Below are 21,300 nucleotides of genomic sequence, written 5' to 3'. Positions count from 1 at the left end.
AAGTACCACGCCAGCCCGTCACCTATCTTCAGTCAAGTGATCCATTCATCGGGGATCAGCAACAGATTGTAGTCACGGGCGCCATGGAGTACGCGGAGCACGACAACCCGATCCTGCATGACGCGATAGATAATCAGGTAGCCACGCCACGACCGACGACGGATGCCGCGGTGCTCGAACTCAGGCAATAGAGGAAAGGCCCGCGGCATATCTCCCAGCTCAAATACCGCAGTGATCAAGGCAGAGACAAATCTCCTGCCACGCACGGGATCAAACGCCGCGATGTAGTCGCCAATGCCGCGCAGATCAGCACGCGCCGCTAACGATATGGCGACATTCACCGACTTCCGCGCTGCTCAATCATCGCGGCATATCGGGCATCAAGTTCCTGAGACACATCTTCAATATCGTACAGACGGCCGAGCCGTTCGTCCTCCAGGCCTTCTTCGATGGCAGCCGCCAGTGCGGCCCGCTGCCGGTCCCGTGCCTGAAGCAGCCGCAGCCCCTCATGCAGCACGGCGTCAGCGCTGTCATAACGTCCGCTGGCGACCTGCGCCTGCACGAATTCGTCATATGACTTGTCGAGGGTATAGCTGCCGGACATGGGCTGCTCCTCCATTGCCAACCGCTTCAGTCTAGCAACGGAACGGAAGCTGAACAACTGATCGTAATCAGCTTCCGCGTGAAGCACGCCCCGGCACCGCGCTCGATGCCACCGGGCGGGGGGCAGAGCGGCCGTGGATCAGCATCCGGTCGTACATCACCAGCGCGCCGGCCATGGCCGGGTTGAGGGCGAGCCGGCCCGGCAGGCGGATCACGGCCGAGGCGCGGCTGCGCGCGGCCGCCGAGAGCCCGTCCGCTTCCGGCGCGATCAGATAGACCGCCTGATCGGGATGGGGAATGTAGGGCATGGTGTCGAGCGCATCATCGATCTCAATCCCGATCAGCAGCGCGCCTTCGGGCATCGGCAGGGCGTCGATCGAGGGAAAGCGGAAAAAGGGCAGATGGCGGGCCGAGGCCGAGGTATCGGCCTGGGCGGCCCGCCGGCCCAGACGGTCGTCCGAGAGGGCGAAGGCATAGGAGGCACCGAAGGCATAGGCGGCGCGGAACAGCGTGCCGGCATTCATCGGCCGCGTCACCGCCTCCAGCCCGATCGCGAAGAAGCCCCGCATCTCCATCTCCGTCACCCTTCCGATCGTTCCGTCATCCTGCGGCCGGCATCCGGCCATCCAAAGTGAGGGCCTCCCGATAGCGCGCATGGCCATCGGCGCGCAAGCGGCAAGCCGGGCAGCTGCCGCAGCCATGGCCCCAGTCATGCAGCTCGCCCCGCATGCCCAGATAGCAGGTATGGCTTTCGGCGACGATCAGATCGACCAGCGCCGTGCCGCCCAGCCGCTGGGCCAAGGCCCAGGTTTCGGCCTTGTCCAGCCACATCAGCGGCGTGTGCAGGACGAATTGTTTCGCCATGCCCAGGTTCAGCGCCACCTGCAGCGCCTTGATCGTATCGTCGCGGCAGTCGGGATAGCCCGAATAATCGGTCTCGCACATGCCGCCCACGACATGATCGAGCCCGCGGCGGAAACCGAGGGCGGCCGCGAAGGTGAGGAAGACCAGGTTCCGGCCGGGCACGAAAGTATCGGGCAAGCCGTCATCGCGCAGGCCGATCGCCACCTCGCGGGTCAGGCTGGTTTCCGACATCGCCCCCAGCACCCCCAGATCGAGGGTGTGATCGGGGCCGAGCCGGGCCGCCCAGCGCGGATCGAGTGCGGCCATCCGCTCGCGCAGGGTGCTGCGGCAATCGAGTTCGACCCGGTGGCGCTGGCCATAGTCGAAGCCCAGCGTCTCCACCCGCTCGAACCGGTCCAGCGCCCAGGCGAGGCATGTGGCGCTGTCCTGCCCGCCCGAGAACAGGACCAGTGCGCCGGCATTCCGCGGGGACCCGGTCATGCCGCCACCCCGCTGCCGGCATCCGGTCCGAAACAGGTGCAGATGTCGCCCGTGCTGTCGCGGTGGACGATCACCCGGGCAAGGCCGGGCAGCTGACCGGCCAGCCGGCGCCAGATCCAGGCGGCCAGGTTCTCCATGGTCGCCGGTCCCAGATCCGGCACCTCGTCGAGCAGGCGATGATCCAACCCGTCGCGGGCGCCGGCCAGGGCGCGTTCGAACAGGCCCAGATCCAGCACCATGCCGGTCACGGGGTCGGGGCGGCCGCGGATGACCACCTCGGCGCGGTAGGAATGGCCGTGAATGCGGCGGCTGGGCTCGGCATCGATCACGCGATGCAGGGTGTGCGCCGCCTCGAAGCGAAACTGCTTGGAAAGCTCGAACATCAGGGGATTCCGATGAGCTTATGGGTCTGTAGGCTGAGGCGCCAGCGCGGATGGGCCAGGCACCAGGCGACCGCGGCTTCGGTGTTCACCGCCCGGTCCGGCCCGTCCATGGGCTGCACCCACATCACCCCGAAATCGAGCGCTTCCAGCGCCGCGGGGTCGAGCCCGTCCTGCGGATGGACCAGCTTCAGCTCGTGGCCGCGGCGCTGGACCAGTTCGGTCCCCGCCTTGGGGCTGACGCAGATCCAGTCGATGCCGTCGGGTGCCGCGATGGTGCCGTTGGTCTCCACCGCGATCTCGAAGCCCCGCGCCTTGACCGCGCGGATCAGCGCCTCGTCCAGCTGCAGCAGCGGCTCGCCGCCGGTGAAGACGACATAGCGGCGCGACCGCCCCGCCCCCCAGCAGCCCTCGATGGCCGCCGCCAGATCCTGTGCGTCGCGGAAGCGTCCGCCCCCGTCGCCGTCGGTTCCCACGAAATCGGTGTCGCAGAACCGGCAGAGGGCCCCTGCCCTGTCCCGTTCCCGCCCCGACCACAGATTGCACCCCGCGAAGCGGCAGAACACGGCGGTCCGACCCGCCTGTGCGCCTTCGCCCTGCAGGGTCAGGAACAGCTCCTTGACCGTGTAGCTCATCTTGTCCTCGTTGCTGCGGGCGTCAGCGATGCGACCGGCAAGGGTCGCGCGCCGGTGACTCCGGCTGCCCATGGGCGGAGTTGAAGCACATCCGGCCCCCGCGGTCCACCATGCGGCATTCACATGCCGCTCATGCGCATTCTTTCCTTTCAACATCGGCGAGCGCTGATTATCCTCCGGCCAATGGCGCCGATTTGAGGCTTCAGCTTGCGGGGCGCCCATACAAATGCCGCTAAAGAGAGGCGGATCGACCCGCCGGCAGCCGCTCCGCCCGCGGGTTTTCCGTATCCTGTCGCGGGCATTGCGGCCGCCTGCCGTCCGATCCGCGCAACGGATGACGGAAGGACATGCGCGCATGACCGCCATGGTCACGCTGGAAGCTGTCGCGAAGACCTATGCCGCCCGCGGCACCGCGACCGCCGTTTCAGCCCTGGACGGGATCGATCTTCGGGTCGAGCCCGGAGAAATCTTCGGCATCATCGGGCGCAGCGGTGCCGGCAAGAGCACGCTGGTGCGCTGCATCAACCTGCTGGAGCGGCCGAGCACGGGCCGGGTGACGGTCGACGGCACCGATATGACCGCGCTCGACGATGCCGGGCTGATCAAGGCCCGGCGGCGGATCGGCATGGTCTTCCAGCATTTCAACCTGCTCTCGTCGCGCACCGTGTTCGACAATGTGGCGCTGCCGCTGGAACTCGCCGGAGTCGGCAGGGCCGAGCGGCGCCGCAAGGTCGAGCCGCTGCTGGAGCTGGTGGGCCTGGCCGACAAGGCCGGGCGCTACCCGTCGGAACTGTCGGGCGGCCAGAAGCAGCGGGTCGGCATCGCCCGCGCCCTGTCGAACGAGCCCCGTCTGCTGCTCTGCGACGAGATCACCTCGGCGCTCGACCCCGAGACCACCCAGCAGATCCTGACCCTGATCGCCGATCTGAAGCGGCGGCTGGGGCTGACGGTGGTGGCGATCACCCATGAAATGGGCGTGATCCGCGAAATCTGCGACCGCGTGGCGGTGATGGAAGCCGGCCGGGTGATCGAACAGGGCCCGGTCTACGACGTGTTCACCGCGCCCGAACACCCGACCACCCGCAGCTTCGTGTCGAGCGAAGTGGACCTCGCCATCCCCTCGGGGCTGAAGCGCCGCTTCGAAGAGGGCGCGGCCAGGGATGGCGGCCGCAATGCGGTGGTGCGGATCGTGTTCAAGGGAGCGGCCGCTTTCGAGCCGGCGATCGCCCGGCTCGCGACCGAACGGGGGGTGGCGGTCAATATCCTCCATGGCCGCATCGAATACATCCAGGGCAAGCCCTTCGGTCTGATGCTGGTCGAGGTGCCGGGCGGCGAGGCCGCCGGCGCCTCGGTGGTGGATTTCATCAACGGCCTCGGCCTCGACGCACGGATTACGGCTCATGTTCCAGTGGCTTGATCAGCTTTTCCCGCCCCAGCTCATCGACCTGCTGCTGCGGGCGACCGGCGAGACCGCCTATATGGTGGCGGTGGCGACCCTGATCGGCACCGCGATCGGCCTGCCGATCGGCGTGTCGGTGGCGGTCACCGGCCGGGGCGAACTCTACGGCGCGCCGGCCTGGAACCGGATCGCGGGCGCGGTGGTCAATGCCACCCGCTCCATCCCGTTCATCATCCTGGCGGTCGCCATCATCCCCTTCACCCGGCTGGTCGCCGGCACCTCGATCGGCACCTCGGCCGCGATCGTGCCGTTGACGGTGGCCGCCATCCCCTTCATCGCCCGGCTGGTCGAGGGGGCGATCCGCGAGGTCGACCGCGGCCTGATCGAGGCGGCGCAGGCGATGGGGGCAAAGCCGATCCAGATCGTGCTGAAGGTGCTGCTGCCCGAAGCCATGCCCGGCATCGTGCACGGGCTGACGCTGGCGGTGGTGTCGCTGATCGGCTATTCGGCCATGGTCGGCGCGGTCGGCGGCGGCGGCCTGGGCGACCTTGGCATCCGCTACGGCTATCAGCGCTTCATGCCCGAGATGATGATCGCGGTGGTGGTGCTGCTCATCGTGCTGGTCCAGCTGGTCCAGTCGGCGGGCGACCGGATCGCGCGGGCGGTGAACAAGCGGCACCGGTGACGGGCACGCCCGGCCTGGTCAGGCGGCAGCCCCTGACCAGGCCGGGCGTCCGCGATCAGCCGTCTACCAACGGCCCGAGAAGGTCACCTCCAACACGACATCGTCCAGATGCGGCCTGAGTGCCTGGACATGCCGGGTCGCGGCGTCATGCCATGCCCTGGTCCGGCCGGCACCGTTCTTATGGCGCCTCAGTTCAAGCACCGTCGGCAGCACCAGATGCCAGCGCGACGAGACCCCGGTGTTCTGAAAGCGCTTCAGACTGCCTTCGGGGTAAGCCAGCGTCGCCGTGTCGATGGTGGGCGTGCTGATCACGATGCTCTGCAAGGCATATCTGTCCTTGCGGATCCGGCCCCCGCGCCTCGGGTCGCGTTCCCGGGTGGCATAGCGCGTGTTGGCGATCTGGGTCAGCCGGGCATGCGGGCTGAGGCCGACGCTCTCAAGCCCTGGAAAGCGCACGCGCAGGCTCTGGATACGGCGGTCATACTGGCCTGGATAGAGCGCGTCGAACATCTCGTCGGTGAGGTCGAAATAGGTCTCGCCCTGTTCGATCAGGGTGGTCAATGCCGATCCATCGCCACCGGGCGCCGGAAGCTCGCTGATCGCGACGCGCATGGTGGCACTCTGGCTCTGATGATCCAGGACCGAGCGGAAATAGGCGGCCTCAAGCCGCTCGACATCAAGGGCAAGCCAATAGGGGGCATTCAGGCGCTGATAGTCGCCGCCGAAGCTCGTCGTCTTGATGAAGCTGGCGCCGTCGGTCTCTTCGGTCTCATATTCATAGAGCCTCACCAGCAGCTTGCAGAAATCCTGTGTCGTCGCCCATTCCTCCTCGAAGAGCGATTTGAGGTCGTCGACCAGCCATTTGTAGAAATCGAGATTGGCGAAACTATTCGCCTTCACCGTCCGGATATCCTCGAGGTCGGCAAGGTCGGCATCCAGCGCCTCTCGCTTCTTGCTCTGCTCATCACGAGCATCCTTCGCCTTCTGAAGCTCCAGAGAGGCGGAAGCCACCTTCGTGGTGAGATCGGTGGTGTTTTTCATCTGATCGATGAGCTTCTGGCCGCTCTCCTTGTATTTATCGATGGCTGATTTCTTCGAGTCGTACAATATCTCACTCGTCAGCATCCCGAGTATATTCGCGATCGCCCCCTGTTCAGCCCGCTGCCCGCCGGTTGCCAATCCAAAGATATTCGGAACGCTCGAAAACGCCACGGCCCTGATCATGTCGTATCGAAGCTTCGACTTGTTGTAGACAAATTCGACGCTCTTCTTCCCGGCATCGATGGCCGCGAAGGAATTCAGCGCCCCCAATGAAACCAGAACCGATCCAAGATGAAAGGCGAGCGCGCTGTTGGCGCCGCCCAGATTGGCCTGCTTTATCTGAACCTCCTTATCTGCCGCCGCCAGTGTCAGATCCTGTATGGCGGCGGATCTGAGGATTTTCTTCTCCTCGACATCCTTCTCGGCCCGGCCGACCGTCGCCCCATCGAGCTTCTCCAGCGCGGCCAGCAGGCGATTGCTGGTGGTTTGCAGATTGCCGATATACAGCTTGGCCGATCTGGCGAGGGTGGTGAAGTCGACGCGAGGGTCCTGCTCCGCCTCCTCCTGGCTGTCGCGCTGGCCCAGGGTCAGCGCGGCTTTCGCCGCCTTCTGAAGCGCCCGGGGGTCGATCGGCGCCGACAGCAGGGGGACGTTCAGCGGATTGCCGTCGATGTCGAGCCACTGTCTGAGATTGGCGAGGCGCGCCTCGATCGCGTCATAGAGGTCGCGAAGCGCCTGATTATATGGCGGCAGGAAACCACCATAGCCATTGACCGAAACCTCGCCCAGGGTCGGATTGGTCCATGGCCGGTTCGTCACGGCATCCAGGATCTCGGGCAACCTCTCATTGAAGATCTGCTTCGCCGCGACATAGATGGCCTTTGCCTGTTGCAGGGTCTCCTGACTTTGCTGCTCATAGGCCGCATCACCGTCGGCAAGCATGGCCTCCAGGTAATGGCGGATCGCCGCCTGCTGATAATAAAACGGATAATCGGTGGCGATCCGATCGGGATCGACGATGACATCACCGGTATCGAAGGCTGAATAATTCGCTGGCATGGTGGCACCGATCAGTGGCGCCACTCTCCAGGGCTGGCCCGCGTCGGGATCGAAGATCTTCTCCAGCCAGCCGATAGCCTTGTCATATTGTCCGTCGTTCACATAGCCGGCGGCCAGGGTCGACGGAATATGGTAGAAGATTTCCCAGCCATAGCCGCCATAGGCGCCGTCGAAGTCGAACAGGGGCGCGGGCGTGCGGGCCGGATCAAGCGACGTCGCGTCCTTGGGATAGACCTCCCGCAGGGTCTGGCCGAACGCCTCGACAAACGATCCGAGGTCTTCCGAGAGCGCCTGATTGCCCGCGGTGAACAGGCTGGCACAGCCGCCGGGCCGGGGCATCGTCTCCGTCAGGGAACGAAGCGCCGGCGATGCGTTCAGAAGAAGAAATGTCCCGGCGTTCGGCGTGTCTTCCCGATCCATGATATGGACAAAGTTGTGGCTGCCATGGGCATTGCCGAGCGCCCAGCCGGTGTTTGATTTACCCTCGGCCGGACGAAGGTTGAATTTTCCCGCAAAGGCGTCGAGATACGAGACGTCCGATGTGGGTGAACAAGCGAGATTGACCGGCTCCCCCTTCACAAGCAGCGAAAACACCAGGTCACTGGGTATTATTCTGATCGTGACATTCACGGTCAGCACAGCGTTCGTCGCAGTCCCGAACGACCATTCAGAAGGCAGCGCCACGATGCCCTCAATCGTCTCGTCGCGAATATGCTCGGTTTCCGCCGTCGCCATGTCCTTGAAAGGCATGTCGGGAAAATCATCTTTGTAGGGTGCTGTGGGCCCGCCCAGCCAATCGCTCTCCGACGTCTTTGGCGGCGCCCCCGGAACCTCATATGTCATCGTCATTTTCATGTGGATCTCGGCCGGACGCGTTTCTCGCAGCGCCGTCCAGCTACCGTCCTGCGCCGTCGAGTTGTAGACCCGTCTCAGATATCTGCGGTGCCCCAGATGGGCATTCACCCTGACCGTGCCGAGCGTCGAACTGCCCAGTGGGGATGGTGAAAAATTCGTGGTCACGGTGACATCTTTCGATTCACCGTAATTAATGACCACACTAAGAGAAACATTCTGTCCGGCCGGCCTATAAAGATCATAATAATTTCCAAGAAACTGAGCGCCCACATAGGTATTCGCCACGGTATATTGATCGGCAACCACCGGATCTTCGGCAGCGATGCGGGGATAGATACTCTTATATCCGGCAGGTGCCGCATCCTGAAACATCGTATCGATATCATCATCGAGAACGAGAATGGCATCCGCCCATTTCTCGGTCAGGCGCATGTGAAGCACGGTCTGCCGGACAGTCTGCGGATCATCCACCATCGGGTCACCCGCAAGACTGACACCGAAGCTGACCAGGACCGCGCCACTCTCGCCATCGACGGCATCGGCTGCCAGGACGCCATAGGAAAACACGTTGGACAGGCCCAGCGGCTGATAGGTGCCTTTGAGCCTGGGCTTCTGCCCCTGCCAGTGGAACGCGCCGTCGATCATCAGCGCCCCATCGCCGCCGGCGGTGTCACCGTCGATGAAAAGGCCCGGCACATGGGTCGCGCCGGTCAGGGCATTCGCATCGCACCGCATGTAGCGTGGGTGTATCCGCCAGGAAACCGCATCGCTGTCGCTGGTCTGACCTTTCCGCTCCTCAATCTCCAGCCAGAAGAGGTAATACCTGTTCAGGAAGAAGCAAAGTGTCACATCGGAGAGAAGATCATGGGTCTTCGGAACCGTGACTTCCTGCCAGAATGTCCAGTCGAGCGCCTTGAGGTACTGCGACGGGTCCGCCAATGCGGCGATCGCCGTGTAATCCGCCTCAAGCTTGCGATAGAAGAAGCGCCCCGATTCCCAATGGGCCGTGGCGAGAAAATGATAAATGGCATGCCCTGGCGTGCTTTTGCCCCCGCGCTCGACATAGGTGCTGCACAGGCTCAGATCGCAACAGCCGGCAAGGCCCGTCATATAGGCGTTCACCGCCGCCTCGACGCCGTCCTCACTGACATCGCCGCCCGAAATGGCGCGCAGCAGATCGTCGAATTCCGGTGAGGTGATCTGGCGCAACTCCGGCTCGATATAATTCTGCGGATAGAGCAGCAGCTTCTGGTTGGCCTCCCATTGCCGGTAATACCTGTTCAGGCGCCATTCTGCGGCCAGGGCCGGACGGTCGACGAAGCCGACCCCGCGCTCAAGCCCATTGAGCGCGCGGCTGATATAGAGCTGCAAGGCACTGGTCGCCTCGATGAGCCGGCTGGTCGGAACGGCACTGGTCACCTGCACATCGAGCAACAGATGGCCGTAGAGGGCCTCGCGGTCGGTGACCTCCGCCGCAAGGTCGGGATCGGCGGCGATGGTGGTGCACATATAGGCCGCGACCAGTGCATCGCGCTTGACCTCGGCAAGGGCCCGGCGAAAGCCGGCCATCTGGCTGCCGCCCTTGAAGCGCGCCAGTCCGGCCTGCGCTGCGGTCGCGGCTGCCATCCAGTCGCCGCATGCGCGCGGGCTGCTCCCCTCCCCGAACACGACCAGATCGGGGCCGCCGATGCGGAGATCCTCGGCCAGACGGGCGTGTCGTGCCACGGCGTCGATGGTCACCAGGTCGTCGGCCACACCGTCCGGGCCGGCGAGGACCGCCAGATAGTCCGGGACATCCACGGCCGGGCAGCCGAGCAGGATCGCGAGCATGTCCTTGCAGGCCGTGCGCCAGATCGTCAGATCCTCGGCCGTGGCCGCAGTCCCTGGCCGGCCATCACGCGCGACCGTCAGATAGCCGAGCCAGGCATCATCCGTCGCGGCACCGACCTGAAGCGTCGCGAAGCGGTGACATGCGACAAGCTGCTCAAGGCAGAGCGCCCGGGGGCGCCGCCGATCAGGCCCGATGTCAGCCGCCTCCGGCGCCAGCCAATCCGGCCTCCAGGCGATGATCTGCAAGTCGACATCGCCCAGCGCCAGGGCATCGATCGCCGCGGCATGGCGCCGCAATTCCTGAAGCTGGAGCAGCGCGTTGTCGTCGTCAGCGCCGGCCAGAAGGGCATCAAGTGCGTCGAGCGAGGTGGTCTGCGCCCAGATCACCAGGGCGCCGGCGCCCGAGGCGGTCAGCGTGGTGCCGAAGGTTCTGAGGGCACGCTCAAAGGTGAGGGCCTGCGCGTCACGGGCCTTCTCAAGAAGCGTAAGCAGCCGCTCCAGCCGGACGGCGTTGCCGTCCAGATCGGGATCGACGGCGTGGCCGTTCCGCAGAAAGTCGCGGCAGATCGCCGACATGGCCGCGCGATCCATACCGGGATGAAACACGCCCGTCCCCCGATAAAGGGCACCCGCCGCCCGCATATGCTGGTGCCAGGCCTCGGCTGGGATGGTGACCGGCGGCGCATCCCGACTGTCCCAGGTCTCGAAGCCGCGAAAGCTGTCGGCGCGCCCGAGCACCGGCGCGACCGCCGCGGCCAGATCGCCAAGCCACCTGCGGTCGGCATCGCTCGCCCGCGGGCCGGCGGTGGTGGCCGGCGTCAGCAGCGCCAGCAGCGCATCCGGCGTCAGCTCCGCCTCCGTCATCCAGCGGGCCAGTTCGATGATCTGGTCAAGGGCCGTACACAGACGCGCGGTCCCGTCGGCGGTCTCGTTCCTGACCGTCAGGCCGCGCAGGAGCTGGTTATCCGGGGTCGATTGCCCGCTCACCAGCGTCACCAGCCGCAGACCGGACAGCAGCGGCCATCCGATGATGCGAAAAACCGTCGCAAGCCGGTACAGCGCGCCGAGGCCACGGGCATCGACAGCCATTTTCAGGGCGAAATCGGCATCGAGCGCATCCACCAGCGCATCCAGCTCAACCGCGGAAAGCCTGAGCCCGCGGCACACCATGTCGGCAAGGCCGGTGTCGTCGATCGGGGTTGCGGCCTCGGTGATCATCTGGTGCAGGGCGGTCGCGTCCTCCCCGAACAGCGTGCGCAGGAACGAGATCTCGGTCTGCTCCAGCCCGGGGGTCACGCCCTCGGAGCCGGCGGCCACCATGTCTGCCCGCCAGAAGGGGCAGATCTCGCCGAAGAGCGCCGCATAGGCCTCTGGCCCCAGATCGAAGGCATCCCGGTACAGCCGATAGCCCGCCAGCACCCGCAGACCGGTCGCGGTGAGATGCCGGGGGGCGACCCTGTCCCACGCCGCTCCGGGATTGCCCGCCTCACTCGCGCCCGGACAGGCCAGCAGCCAGTTGAGGTGATGAAAGTCCAGCCCGGTCGCGTGATGCAGGCGCGCGAGATAGTTGAACCCACGCAGCTCGGGCGGCGCCACATCGATGCTGTTCAGATAGACATAGCTATGGCCGCCCCGGGTGATGAGCTGGAAGGGCGCCTTGTTGTCGAGAAATGACGTCGCATAGTCCTTCTGGGCAACCGGCCGGCCATTCTCCTGGTGAACGACATAGAGCCCCAGCAACTGGACAAGCCGGTCGAAGTCCAGGTCGAGGCGCGACATCAGCTTGACGGCCGTACTGGTTTCCAGCTCGTTCGTCACATGGTAGAGGCCGCCCAGAGTGGTCGGATGGCTCTCAGGGGGAATGTCGGTATCCTCGGTGAGCAGTGCAATTTCGCTGCCGCCACCCGATGCCTCGTCCACAGCACCGGTCAGCCCCAGAAGCCCCGCCTGATCGCTGGCGAGGCAGACATCGGCGCGGAGCGGGAACACGCTTCGGGATGTCCGCGCAGCGATGTCGTTGAGCGTCGTGCCGCCGATCCGGGCGAGCGCCGCCCGCGTCACCGAGGCCTGTTCATCGAAGGGCAGCGCGATCGGATAAAAGGTCGTGCGGATATCGATCTCGCCCAACCCCGCCGCCAGCACCTCGTCGACCAGCTCGATGGTGGCGATTTCCTGCTTGAGACTGGTTTCGCTCAGCACGAGCCGGGCAAGATCCGGCCGCCGCATCTCCAGCCGGCGGGCCCGCGGCTCCGGCGGTGTGATGCCGATCTCTTTGTTCAGCCCCATGGCGATGCGATAGAGATAGCGCAGATAGGCAGCGGGTGACTGGCTCGATTGCAGGCTCGACGGTCTGGCATAGACCTGCCCGCCCGCCGACCTCACCACCTGCTCCATCTCCGCCGGCAGATCGGAGCTTGTATGGCGCAGCCCCAGGTTCATCGGGTCTTTCACCGCCAGCATATGCCGCGTCAGCCGATAGCCGCGGATCGCCTCCCCTCGGGCCCGGTCGAAAAACGCCTGCGTCGCCTCGCCCGGCGCCTCTCCCTCGCCCGCCCGACGCGACAGACGCCTGTTGAGGCCGGAGAGCGAGTTGCAGGCCGCCACCTCGGCCGCATTCTCCAGGCCGAACCGTACAAGATCTGCCTTCAGAGCCTCCGGACAGGTTGCGGCGGCGATCCGCCGATAAAGCGGATCCGCGGCCATCTCGGCGAAGGGAATTGCCTGCGAGGCCTTCAGACCGCTCTGCCGCAATGCCCGCTTCTCGGCGACCCTGGCCGCCCGGCTCTGATATCGCCGAGGCGACGACGCAGTCTCCACGGCCGAACGCGCCAGATGACGCTCGGGAGTCCCGATCGGGCTATTCATATCCATCCATCCGCTATCAGGCGATTATGATGGATCAAGCCTAATGCAGTGGTTGCAGGATTTCACGGCTGAAGTCGTTTTGGACAGAAATTTCAACAAAACTGCTGCGAAGCGGCAATCATCTTCCAGACCGGATGACGACGATATCAACGAGTATTGTCGTCCGGGTGATGGGCCGATCAGGCCCGCGGCGAAAGCCGCTTCTCCATGACGATCGTGCGTTCCGCGCCGTGCCATTCGTCGCGCAAGGCAACGAAGCCCAGCCTGGCGTAGAAGCCTTCCGCCGTGACCGACGAGGGCACGAGCAATCGGGGAGATGCCACCGCCCGCGCAAGCGCCTCGATAGCGGCCATCAGGGCCATCCCGATGCCGCGCCGTTGACAATCAGGTGATACGAAGACGCTGCGCACCACAGCGCCATCAAGGCTGGCCGTGCCGACGACGTCATCCGCATACACGGCAACCAGAACCCGGCGTCCGGCCATGAGCCGGGTGATCGCCTCCGGCGAAAACCCGGCCGCCACGGCTGAGATGATCTCGGACGTGTAGTCAGCCGCGTTGGTTTCCCGCAGGGCCCGGAGGATGACCGCGGATATCGCCTCGGCGTCGCCGGTACCGGCCTGCCGGATTGTCGGCGCATCAGCAGTCATGATCTCCTCCGTGCCGTCGCGATCGGATCAATGCGCCGAATGATCCATCTTCTTCATGTCATGGCCCATATCGGCACCGGCGCCCGGCTTTTCGATCGCCAGTTCGACATCGATGGTGCCTGCCTTTTCGAAGGTCAGGGTGGCGGGGACCTTCTCGCCCGGCATGATCGCCTGCTTCAGCTTGATCAGCATGATGTGATAGCCGCCGGGGGCGAGCTTCGCCTCGCCGCCGGCCGGGATCTCGACGCCCTCGACCCGGCGCATGCGCATCACGCCCTTGTCCTCGAAGCTCTCGTGGATCTCGGCCACCTCGGCGACGGGGGTCGAGACCGCGACCAGGCGGTCGGGGGCGCTGCCATGGTTTTCGACGGTCAGGAAGGCGCCGGCGGTGCCGCCGACATTGACCGAGGCGCGGGCCCAGGGATGGCCGATATGCAGCTCGCCCAGCTTGTATTCATGGGCGGAGGCGGTACCGGCGGCGATGATCAGAACGGCGGCGGCGAGGCCGGTGCGGAGCGTGCGCGAGATGATCGACATGGAGATTGGTCCTTGTTCGAAAGCGTAGAATCCTGTGGGGGAAGCCTGTCGGGATCAGCTTTCGGACAGGGGCGGTGCGCGGGCCGGCACCGGCGAGACAGCCGCCGTCACGGCGGGCAGGCCCGCCGGCGGCAGCAGCGCGGGCAGGATGAAGCTGCCGATGCGCAGCGGCACCGGCGGGACATCGGCCGGCGGCATCGCCATCTGCGCCGCCAGGCAATCGTGACAGACCATGCCCGGCAGGGGCCCGCGATCATCCGGCCGGGTGTCGGGGGCGGTGGGCGAGCAGATCTCCAGCACCTGCCCCGGCGCCAGCTCCATGGCGATCGCCATGGGCAGATGCACGATCAGCCCCAGCACCTGGGCCAGCGCCGCACAAAGCAGCACCGTCACCGCCGCCGCTCTGCGGCGCGATCGACAGGGGGCTGTACGGGGCGAATGGCGGAGCATCGGGGGCGGTGCCCTGCGGTTGGGATGGCCTGGATCAGGACCATCGCCCGTCACGGCGGCGTTGGCAAGCGGCAGTGCCGCCCCGCGCGCATCGGTCGCGCAGAAGAAAGGCCCGGCCTCCCTGGGGAGACCGGGCCCTGATCATGCGCCGGCGTGCCGAACGGTCCTGGGCTCAGGCGTTCAGCTTGTCGTTCAGCAGCTTGTTGACCACCTGCGGATTGGCCTTGCCGCCGGTCGCCTTCATCACCTGGCCGACGAAGAAGCCGGCCAGCTTGGTCTTGCCACCCCTGTACTCGGCCAGCTTGTCCGGGTTGGCGGCGATGACCTGATCGATGGCGGCGGCGATCGCGCCCTCGTCCGAGACCTGCTTCAGCCCCTTGCGCTCGACCACTTGCCCCGCGGTCTCGCCCGTCTCGAGCATCTCGGCGAAGACTTCCTTCGCGATGCGGCCCGAAATGGTGCCGTCCTGGATCAGATCGACCAGACCGCCCAGCGCCTCGGCCGAAACCGGGCTCTCTTCGATGCCCTTCGACAGCCGGTTGAGCGCGCCGAACAGCTCGGTGCTCATCCAGTTGGCGACCAGCTTGGCATCGCGCCCCTTCGCCGCGGTCTCGAAGAAATCGGCCGAGACCTGCTCGCCCACCAGCACGCCGGCATCATAGGCCGAGAGCCCGTACTGATCCTGGAAGCGGGCCTTCTTAGCATCGGGCAGTTCGGGGAGCGCCGCACGCTGGGTCTCGACGAAGGCCTCGTCGAATTTCAGCGGCAGCAGATCCGGATCCGGGAAGTAGCGGTAGTCATGCGCCTCTTCCTTGGAGCGCATGGTCCGGGTCTCGCCCTTGTTGACGTCGTAGAGCCGGGTCTCCTGCGAGATGGAGCCGCCATCCTCGATGATGCCGATCTGGCGATGCGCCTCGAACTCGATCGCCCGCATGATGTGGCGGATCGAGTTCAGATTCTTGATCTCGCAGCGCGTGCCGAGCGGCCCGCCCGGCCGGCGCACGGAGACATTGGCGTCGCAGCGCAGCGACCCCTCTTCCATGTTGCCGTCGCAGGAGCCGATATAGCGCAGGATCGTGCGCAGCTTGCGCATATAGGCGCCGGCCTGCTCGGGCGAGCGCATGTCGGGCTTCGACACGATCTCCATCAGCGCCACACCCGACCGGTTCAGGTCGATCAGGGTCTCGCCGGGGCGCTGGTCGTGCATCGACTTGCCCGCATCCTGTTCCAGATGCAGGCGTTCGATGCCGACGGTCATGGTCTCGCCGTCGTCGAGATCGATGACCATCCGGCCCTCGCCGACGATCGGCTGCTTGAACTGCGAGATCTGATAGCCCTGCGGCAGGTCCGGATAGAAATAGTTCTTCCGGTCGAAGACCGAGTGCCGGTTGATCTGCGCATTCAGCGCGATGCCGGTGCGCACGGCCTGGGCCACGCACCATTCGTTGATCACCGGCAGCATGCCCGGCATGGCCGCATCGATCAGCGAGACCTGGGTATTGGGCTCGGCGCCATAGGCGGTGGCAGCGCCCGAGAACAGCTTGGCGTTGCTCGACACCTGGGCATGGACCTCAAGACCGATCACGATCTCCCAGTCACCCGTGTTGCCGCGGATCAGGCTCATCCCCGCATCTCCCGCACCATGGCCGGCACGCCGTCGAAGCCCGAGGCTTCCTCGATCGCGCGGCCGACGGCCAGCACCGTCTCTTCATCGAAGGACCGGCCGATCACCTGGAGGCCCAGCGGCAGCCCGCTTTCGCCGATGCCGCCGGGGACCGAGATGGCCGGCAGACCGGCCAGGCTCGCCGGCACGGTGAACACGTCGGTCAGATACATCTGCACCGGATCGTCCATCTTCTCGCCGAAGCGGAAGGCGGCCGAGGGTGCGGTCGGTGCCAGGATCGCATCGACCTGATCGAAGGCCGCCGCGAAATCCGCCGCGATGCGGGTGCGGACCTGCTGGGCCTTCAGATAATAGGCATCGTAATAGCCGGCCGACAGCACATAGGTGCCGATCATGATCCGGCGCTTGACCTCGCGGCCGAAGCCCTCGGCGCGGGTCTTCTCGTACATCTCGGCCAGGCTCGACACATTGGCCTTGGTGCGGTGGCCATAGCGCACGCCGTCATAGCGGGCGAGGTTCGACGAGGCCTCGGCCGGTGCCACGATGTAATAGGTGGCGAGCGCGTATTTCGTATGCGGCAGGCTGATATCGACGATCTCGGCACCGGCCGCCTTCAGCATGGCGACGCCGTCGGCCCAGAGCTTCTCGATCTCGGCCGGCATGCCGTCGACCCGGTACTCTTTCGGGATACCGATCTTCAGCCCCTTCACGCCCCGGTTCACCGCGGCGCGGAAATCCGGCACGGCGATATCGGCCGAGGTCGAATCCTTCGGGTCATGGCCGGCCATGGCGCCCAGCATGATCGCCGCATCCTCGACCGTGCGGGTGATCGGGCCGGCCTGATCGAGCGAGCTTGCAAAGGCGATCATGCCCCAGCGCGAGCAGCGGCCATAGGTGGGCTTCAGCCCGACCAGGCCGCAATAGGCGGCCGGCTGGCGGATCGAGCCGCCGGTGTCGGAGCCGGTGGCCGCGATCGCGCTGCGGGCAGCGACCGCCGCGGCCGAGCCGCCAGACGAGCCGCCCGGCACCAGGAAGGCGTCGCCCTCGGGGCCCCAGGGGTTGCGCACCGGCCCGGTCGCCGCGGTGATGTTGGCCGAGCCCATCGCGAACTCGTCCATGCTGGTCTTGCCCAGCATCACCGCACCCGCGGCCTTGAGGTTCGCGCTGACGGTCGATTCATAGGGCGGCACGAAGCCGTCGAGGATCTTCGAGGATGCGGTAGTCTCCACACCCTCGGTGCAGAACAGATCCTTGATCGCAACCGGCACGCCGTCCATCGGGCCCAGGGCCTCGCCGCGCGCGCGACGGGCATCGGCCTCGTCGGCACGGGCGAGCGCAATTTCGGGCGTCTCGACGACGAAGGCGTTGAGCGACCGGGTCGCCGCCATCGCATCCAGATGCGCCTGGGTCAGGTCGCGCGAAGAGATGTCGCCCTTCGCCAGCGCCTCGGCGGCACCGGCGATGGTGAAATCCGTCGGTCTGGTGGTCATGTCGATCACTCCACGACCTTGGGGACGACGAAGAAGACGGGGTCGCCGGCCGGATTGTTGGCCATCACCTTGTCGCGGCAATTGCCGTCGGTCACGACGTCGGGGCGCTGCGGCAGCCCCTTGTCGGCGGCACCGGTCATCGGCGCCACCCCTTGCGTGTCGACTTCGCGCAGCTGCTCCACCCAGTCGAGGATGCCGCCCAGCTCGCGGGCATAGCCGTCGAGTTCGTCTTCGGGCACATCCAGACGGGCGAGGGTGGCGATCTTCCTGACGGCGGCTCGATCGAGCGTCATCGTCGCTGCCCCACTCCAATGGTTCCGGCGGCCGGTTTCGCGAGAACCGGCAGTCAATCTGACGACGGCCGCTTCCCGGGCCGGTCGACGGGCACCCCGTGCACCTTCGCGCAAGGCACAGGTCCCCGTGCTTGACATTCCTGGCGGAAAAGCGGCCAGATGGCGGCTCTCGACACACCCGTTCAGCGGCAGCGAGGCCGCAAGGTAACACCCGCCATGACGAACCGCAACCCCGCCTCAGAGGCCGATTCCGAGGCAGATTCGGAGGCCGGACCCGAGGCGCCGTCCAAGCCTGCCCCCAAGCCCGACCTCACCCCCTGGCAGCTGGCCCGGATGCTGCCCGCCAAGGGGCGGATCATGGGGCTGGACGTCGGCACCAAGACGGTCGGCATCGCGGTCTCGGACGAGCTGCGCCGGGTGGCGACGCCGATCGAGCTGATCCGCCGCACCAAGTTCCGCGTCGATGCCGCCCGCATGGCCGCGATCGTGCGCGAACGCGGCGTGGTGGCGGTGGTGCTGGGCCTGCCGGTCAATATGGACGGCACCGAAGGCCCGCGCTGCCAGTCGATCCGCCAGTTCCGCGAGAATCTGGCCCAGTTCCTGACCGCCGACGGCATCGACCTGCCGATGATGTTCTGGGACGAGCGCTGGTCGACCGCCGCGGTGCAGCGCTACATGATCGACGCCGACATGTCGCGCAAGCGCCGGGCGGAACTGGTCGACAAGGCCGCCGCCGGCTACATCCTGGACGGTGCGCTCGACGCCATGAACCGCCCGCCGCCGATCTGGGCGCGCGAGGAGGACGAGGACGCCGGCGACAGTTGAGCCCGCGACTGCGGCAGCATTGCGACACCCGGTGCGCGAAGTGGCGCAAAGGCTGCGGACACCGGCTGTTCTCCGCCATTTCCGATGACGGGAACCCGGGTGTCGTGTAGCGTCTCGGCATGGCGAGCGAGACGTCCAGCGACATCGACCAGCCGGCCGCACGGCCGGCCGTGACCCCGATCCGGCGGCTGCGACGGCCGATGGCCGGCTGGGTGGCGCTGACCGCCTATGCCCTGGTTCTGGGCGCCGCCGGCACCGGGCTGATGGTGCAGTATCAGGACCGGCTGAACCATCAGATCGACCTGCGCCAGACCCGTCTGCGAACCGGTGGCGACGTGATCACGACCACGGCCCGGATAGCGGCGGCCGAGATCGATGCCTTGGGCACGGCGGCGGCGCAGGCCATGGACCGCCCGCCGGTGCTTCGCCTGCCCTTCCTGCGCGAGAACGACCGTTTCGAGGTGCCACCCGGCCCCGGCATGACCGGGCGCCTGACCGGCCGCCTGCCCGACGACCCGTCGACCATGCCCGCCCTGCTCGACGAAATGTCGGCGGTGGCGACGATCGAGCCTTTCGTGCTCGGCGCCCTGCGCCAGCTGCCGGAAAGCGCCTGGATCTACTACATGTCGGCGCGGCGCTTTCTGCTGCTCTATCCCTTCGGTGCCGGAGAGACTGCCCGCTACAGCGATGCGCTGATGTCGGCCGAGTTGATGGTGCGCGCGCGGCCCGACACCAACCCGACCGGCCGGACCTTCTGGACCGCGCCTTATGAAGACCTGGCGGGCAAGGGGCGGATCGTGTCGATCGTGCGGCCGGTGATCGCCGCCGGCGCGACATTGCCGGCCGGGTTTCGCGGCGTCATCAGCATCGACCTGACCGAAGAAGCGCTCGCCCGGATGCTCGACGAGATGGACCTGCCCGACGGCACCCAGATGCTGATCGACGAGGCCGGCCATGTGATCGCCCTGTCGGCCGGCGACGGCGAACTGCCGGCCGTGGACGACACCGGCCTGCCCGACCGGATCTGGCAGGCGGCCGGCGGTACCGGCGGCCTTGTGGACCAGATGAATGCGCAGGCCCGCGGCGTTCTGAAGCCGGCAGGCGCGGCGGCGCTTTTCCACACCCGCATCGCCGGCACGCCCTGGTCGCTGATCCATATCGACGCGATGTCGGGGCTGAAGACCACCGTGCTGACGGCCATGTGGCCCGAGGCCCTCGCCGCCCTGCTGCTGATGATGATCCTGGGCGCTTTCGAATCGCATCGCCGGATGCTCCGCCGGTTGAGCCGCCACCGCACGGCGCTGGCGCTCCGCGTCGAAGAACTGGACCGGGCACGGCAGGATCTGGCCGCGGCACGCGACGAGGCCGAGGCCGCCAACCTCGCCAAAACCGCCTTTCTGGCGCATATGAGCCACGAGCTGCGCACGCCGTTGAACGCGGTCATCGGCATGGCCGAGACGCTGAAGGCCGAAGTGTTCGGCCCGCTCGGGCCCAAGCAGATGGAATATGCGGGCGATATCGCAGGTGCCGGCAGTCACCTGCTGGAGCTGATCAACGACCTGCTGGATCTGGCCCGGATCGAGGCCGGCGAAGCGACGCTCGACGAAGAGACCGTGTCGGTGGACGACATCGTCCGCCCGGCGATCTCGATCGTCTCGGCCCGGGCCCGCAAGGCCGGCCATGTGCTTCACCTGATGACGCCCTCCCGGCCGGTCGCGGTCTCGTGCGACAGCCGCAAGATGCGTCAGGTACTGATCAACCTGCTGGGCAATGCGGTCAAGTTCACGCCCGATGGCGGCCGCATCTCTCTGGTGGTGCGGCTGATGCCCGACCGGTCGCTGACCTTCACGGTCACGGATAACGGCCCGGGTATGCGCCCCGAGGAGATCCCCGAGGCCCTGAAGCCGTTCCGCCGGGTGGAGAGCGACCCGCTGGTCCGGCGGAAGGAAGGCACCGGGCTGGGCCTTGCGATCGTGGCGTCGTTCGTGAAGCTCCATGATGGAGAGCTGAGCATCCGCAGCAGGCCCGACGATGGCACCTCCGTCACAGTCTCGCTGCCGAACCGACGCGTGGTTACCGGGCGGATCGATTAGCCCCCGTTTATGACCGGTCAGTCCTCGGCCGATACCGCACGTGCGGGCCGCCGCGGACGCAGCCGCATCAACGGCCGTTCCACATATCGGTAGGATACCATCGACACTGCAATCGTCACGACCGGGACAATGAGAGCCCGTCCGGAAGGTTATTGAATCCGGTGAATCCGTTGTGATTCTCTGCCGCGCCAGAGGAAACGGGAGCGGACAGAATGTGGACGACGGAAACCCGCCGGGTTTATGAACGGCCTGGCCTGAGATATCCGAGCGACCTGACGGATGAAGAATGGTCGCTTGTCGAGCCGCTGATCCCGCCTGCGAAGCGGGGTGGTCGACAGCGCACGGTCGATGTCCGCGAAGTTCTCAACGGTGTGTTCTATGTGCTGATGACCGGCTGCCAATGGCGGGCTCTGCTCAAGGATCTGCCGCCCCGGAGTACGGTGCATGAATATCTGGGTCTGTGGGAATGGGATGGCACGCTGGCGCGGATCCACCATGCCCTGTTCGTGGATGTTCGCGATCTGGCCGGGAAAGAGGCCGGACCGAGCGCCGCAATCATCGACAGCCAGAGCGTCAAAAGCGCGGAAAAAGGGGGGCGCGGATCGATCCGTCGGGCTATGACGCGGGCAAAAAGGTCAAAGG

17 protein-coding genes and 1 pseudogene are annotated in these 21,300 nt (G+C 66.1%); 5 read left to right on the top strand and 13 right to left on the bottom strand.

Annotation, left to right across the window (positions count from 1 at the left end; genetic code table 11):
* Positions 1 to 32: 32 nt before the first annotated feature.
* The 6 genes from CMO28_RS21225 to queE form a co-directional block, all read right to left on the bottom strand.
* Positions 33 to 341 (bottom strand): type II toxin-antitoxin system RelE/ParE family toxin, encoded by a 309-nt coding sequence (locus CMO28_RS21225; RefSeq protein WP_296716672.1) that lies wholly within the window; start codon positions 339 to 341, stop codon positions 33 to 35.
* Positions 338 to 604, bottom strand: coding sequence for a type II toxin-antitoxin system ParD family antitoxin (locus CMO28_RS21220; RefSeq protein ID WP_296716670.1), 267 nt, complete (start codon positions 602 to 604; stop codon positions 338 to 340). The genes CMO28_RS21225 and CMO28_RS21220 overlap by 4 nt, the downstream gene beginning before the upstream one ends.
* Before the next feature lie 67 nt (positions 605 to 671).
* Positions 672 to 1,172 (bottom strand): TrmH family RNA methyltransferase, encoded by a 501-nt coding sequence (locus tag CMO28_RS21215; RefSeq protein WP_296716667.1) that lies wholly within the window; start codon positions 1,170 to 1,172, stop codon positions 672 to 674.
* A gap of 31 nt (positions 1,173 to 1,203) precedes the next feature.
* Positions 1,204 to 1,947 (bottom strand): 7-cyano-7-deazaguanine synthase QueC, encoded by a 744-nt coding sequence (queC, locus tag CMO28_RS21210; RefSeq protein WP_296716665.1) that lies wholly within the window; start codon positions 1,945 to 1,947, stop codon positions 1,204 to 1,206.
* Entirely contained in the window at positions 1,944 to 2,330 is a 387-nt protein-coding gene (locus tag CMO28_RS21205; protein ID WP_296716662.1) for a 6-pyruvoyl trahydropterin synthase family protein, read from the bottom strand. The genes queC and CMO28_RS21205 overlap by 4 nt, the downstream gene beginning before the upstream one ends.
* Complete coding sequence (gene queE / locus CMO28_RS21200) at positions 2,330 to 2,962, bottom strand: 7-carboxy-7-deazaguanine synthase (protein WP_296716660.1); 633 nt, start codon at positions 2,960 to 2,962, stop codon at positions 2,330 to 2,332. Before queE ends, CMO28_RS21205 begins: the two co-directional genes overlap by 1 nt.
* Before the next feature lie 364 nt (positions 2,963 to 3,326).
* Between queE and CMO28_RS21195 the strand changes: the two genes are divergently transcribed.
* Together CMO28_RS21195 and CMO28_RS21190 are read left to right on the top strand one after the other, a co-directional pair.
* Complete coding sequence (locus CMO28_RS21195; RefSeq protein ID WP_416370977.1) at positions 3,327 to 4,379, top strand: methionine ABC transporter ATP-binding protein; 1,053 nt, start codon at positions 3,327 to 3,329, stop codon at positions 4,377 to 4,379.
* Complete coding sequence (locus CMO28_RS21190) at positions 4,363 to 5,046, top strand: methionine ABC transporter permease (protein WP_062764631.1); 684 nt, start codon at positions 4,363 to 4,365, stop codon at positions 5,044 to 5,046. Before CMO28_RS21195 ends, CMO28_RS21190 begins: the two co-directional genes overlap by 17 nt.
* Before the next feature lie 63 nt (positions 5,047 to 5,109).
* Here CMO28_RS21190 and CMO28_RS21185 read toward each other — a convergent pair whose 3' ends face one another.
* The 7 genes from CMO28_RS21185 to gatC form a co-directional block, all read right to left on the bottom strand.
* Positions 5,110 to 12,291 (bottom strand): neuraminidase-like domain-containing protein, encoded by a 7,182-nt coding sequence (locus CMO28_RS21185; RefSeq protein WP_296716654.1) that lies wholly within the window; start codon positions 12,289 to 12,291, stop codon positions 5,110 to 5,112.
* Positions 12,292 to 12,875: 584 nt separating this feature from the next.
* A complete protein-coding gene (locus tag CMO28_RS21180; protein WP_296716651.1) occupies positions 12,876 to 13,346 on the bottom strand; it encodes a GNAT family N-acetyltransferase in 471 nt (156 codons plus the stop codon).
* A 27-nt stretch (positions 13,347 to 13,373) separates the two neighbouring features.
* Positions 13,374 to 13,883: a copper chaperone PCu(A)C gene (locus CMO28_RS21175; protein ID WP_296716648.1), complete on the bottom strand. Its 510-nt coding sequence runs from the start codon at positions 13,881 to 13,883 to the stop codon at positions 13,374 to 13,376.
* Between the two features lie 54 nt (positions 13,884 to 13,937).
* Positions 13,938 to 14,276, bottom strand: coding sequence for a hypothetical protein (locus tag CMO28_RS21170; RefSeq protein WP_296716644.1), 339 nt, complete (start codon positions 14,274 to 14,276; stop codon positions 13,938 to 13,940).
* Positions 14,277 to 14,505: 229 nt separating this feature from the next.
* Positions 14,506 to 15,957: an Asp-tRNA(Asn)/Glu-tRNA(Gln) amidotransferase subunit GatB gene (gatB, locus tag CMO28_RS21165; protein WP_296716642.1), complete on the bottom strand. Its 1,452-nt coding sequence runs from the start codon at positions 15,955 to 15,957 to the stop codon at positions 14,506 to 14,508.
* The gene (gene gatA, locus CMO28_RS21160) at positions 15,954 to 17,447 is read right to left on the bottom strand and encodes an Asp-tRNA(Asn)/Glu-tRNA(Gln) amidotransferase subunit GatA (protein ID WP_296716639.1); all 1,494 of its coding nucleotides are present in this window, start codon (positions 17,445 to 17,447) and stop codon (positions 15,954 to 15,956) included. Before gatA ends, gatB begins: the two co-directional genes overlap by 4 nt.
* 5 nt (positions 17,448 to 17,452) lie before the next feature.
* A complete protein-coding gene (gatC, locus tag CMO28_RS21155) occupies positions 17,453 to 17,740 on the bottom strand; it encodes an Asp-tRNA(Asn)/Glu-tRNA(Gln) amidotransferase subunit GatC (RefSeq protein ID WP_014748549.1) in 288 nt (95 codons plus the stop codon).
* Positions 17,741 to 18,073: 333 nt separating this feature from the next.
* Between gatC and ruvX the strand changes: the two genes are divergently transcribed.
* The 3 genes and pseudogenes from ruvX to CMO28_RS21140 all read left to right on the top strand — a co-directional run.
* Entirely contained in the window at positions 18,074 to 18,565 is a 492-nt protein-coding gene (gene ruvX / locus CMO28_RS21150) for a Holliday junction resolvase RuvX (RefSeq protein WP_062769520.1), read from the top strand.
* A gap of 119 nt (positions 18,566 to 18,684) precedes the next feature.
* On the top strand, positions 18,685 to 20,658 hold the full coding sequence (locus tag CMO28_RS21145) for a sensor histidine kinase (protein WP_296716626.1): 1,974 nt from the start codon (positions 18,685 to 18,687) through the stop codon (positions 20,656 to 20,658).
* A gap of 212 nt (positions 20,659 to 20,870) precedes the next feature.
* Positions 20,871 to 21,300, top strand: a pseudogene (locus CMO28_RS21140) (IS5 family transposase); the annotation flags it as partial.

The sequence above is a fragment of the Tistrella sp. genome (genome assembly GCF_002684955.1).
GTDB classification, from domain to species: Bacteria; Pseudomonadota; Alphaproteobacteria; order Tistrellales; family Tistrellaceae; genus Tistrella; species Tistrella mobilis.
The sequence above is the reverse complement of the archived record's forward strand: the minus strand, read 5'-3'. Positions and strand labels throughout refer to the sequence as shown.

Excerpts from the sequence above, each read along its gene's own strand:
- CMO28_RS21220 (WP_296716670.1), bottom strand. The coding sequence starts at position 604 with ATGTCCGGCAGCTATACCCTCGACAAGTCATATGACGAATTCGTGCAG.
- CMO28_RS21215 (WP_296716667.1), bottom strand. The coding sequence starts at position 1,172 with ATGCGGGGCTTCTTCGCGATCGGGCTGGAGGCGGTGACGCGGCCGATG.
- queC (WP_296716665.1), bottom strand. The coding sequence starts at position 1,947 with ATGACCGGGTCCCCGCGGAATGCCGGCGCACTGGTCCTGTTCTCGGGC.
- CMO28_RS21205 (WP_296716662.1), bottom strand. The coding sequence starts at position 2,330 with ATGTTCGAGCTTTCCAAGCAGTTTCGCTTCGAGGCGGCGCACACCCTG.
- queE (WP_296716660.1), bottom strand. The coding sequence starts at position 2,962 with ATGAGCTACACGGTCAAGGAGCTGTTCCTGACCCTGCAGGGCGAAGGC.
- CMO28_RS21195 (WP_416370977.1), top strand. The coding sequence starts at position 3,327 with ATGGTCACGCTGGAAGCTGTCGCGAAGACCTATGCCGCCCGCGGCACC.
- CMO28_RS21190 (WP_062764631.1), top strand. The coding sequence starts at position 4,363 with ATGTTCCAGTGGCTTGATCAGCTTTTCCCGCCCCAGCTCATCGACCTG.
- CMO28_RS21185 (WP_296716654.1), bottom strand. The coding sequence starts at position 12,291 with ATGCTGGCGGTGAAAGACCCGATGAACCTGGGGCTGCGCCATACAAGC.
- CMO28_RS21180 (WP_296716651.1), bottom strand. The coding sequence starts at position 13,346 with ATGACTGCTGATGCGCCGACAATCCGGCAGGCCGGTACCGGCGACGCC.
- CMO28_RS21175 (WP_296716648.1), bottom strand. The coding sequence starts at position 13,883 with ATGTCGATCATCTCGCGCACGCTCCGCACCGGCCTCGCCGCCGCCGTT.
- gatB (WP_296716642.1), bottom strand. The coding sequence starts at position 15,957 with ATGAGCCTGATCCGCGGCAACACGGGTGACTGGGAGATCGTGATCGGT.
- gatA (WP_296716639.1), bottom strand. The coding sequence starts at position 17,447 with ATGACCACCAGACCGACGGATTTCACCATCGCCGGTGCCGCCGAGGCG.
- gatC (WP_014748549.1), bottom strand. The coding sequence starts at position 17,740 with ATGACGCTCGATCGAGCCGCCGTCAGGAAGATCGCCACCCTCGCCCGT.
- ruvX (WP_062769520.1), top strand. The coding sequence starts at position 18,074 with ATGCTGCCCGCCAAGGGGCGGATCATGGGGCTGGACGTCGGCACCAAG.
- CMO28_RS21145 (WP_296716626.1), top strand. The coding sequence starts at position 18,685 with ATGGCGAGCGAGACGTCCAGCGACATCGACCAGCCGGCCGCACGGCCG.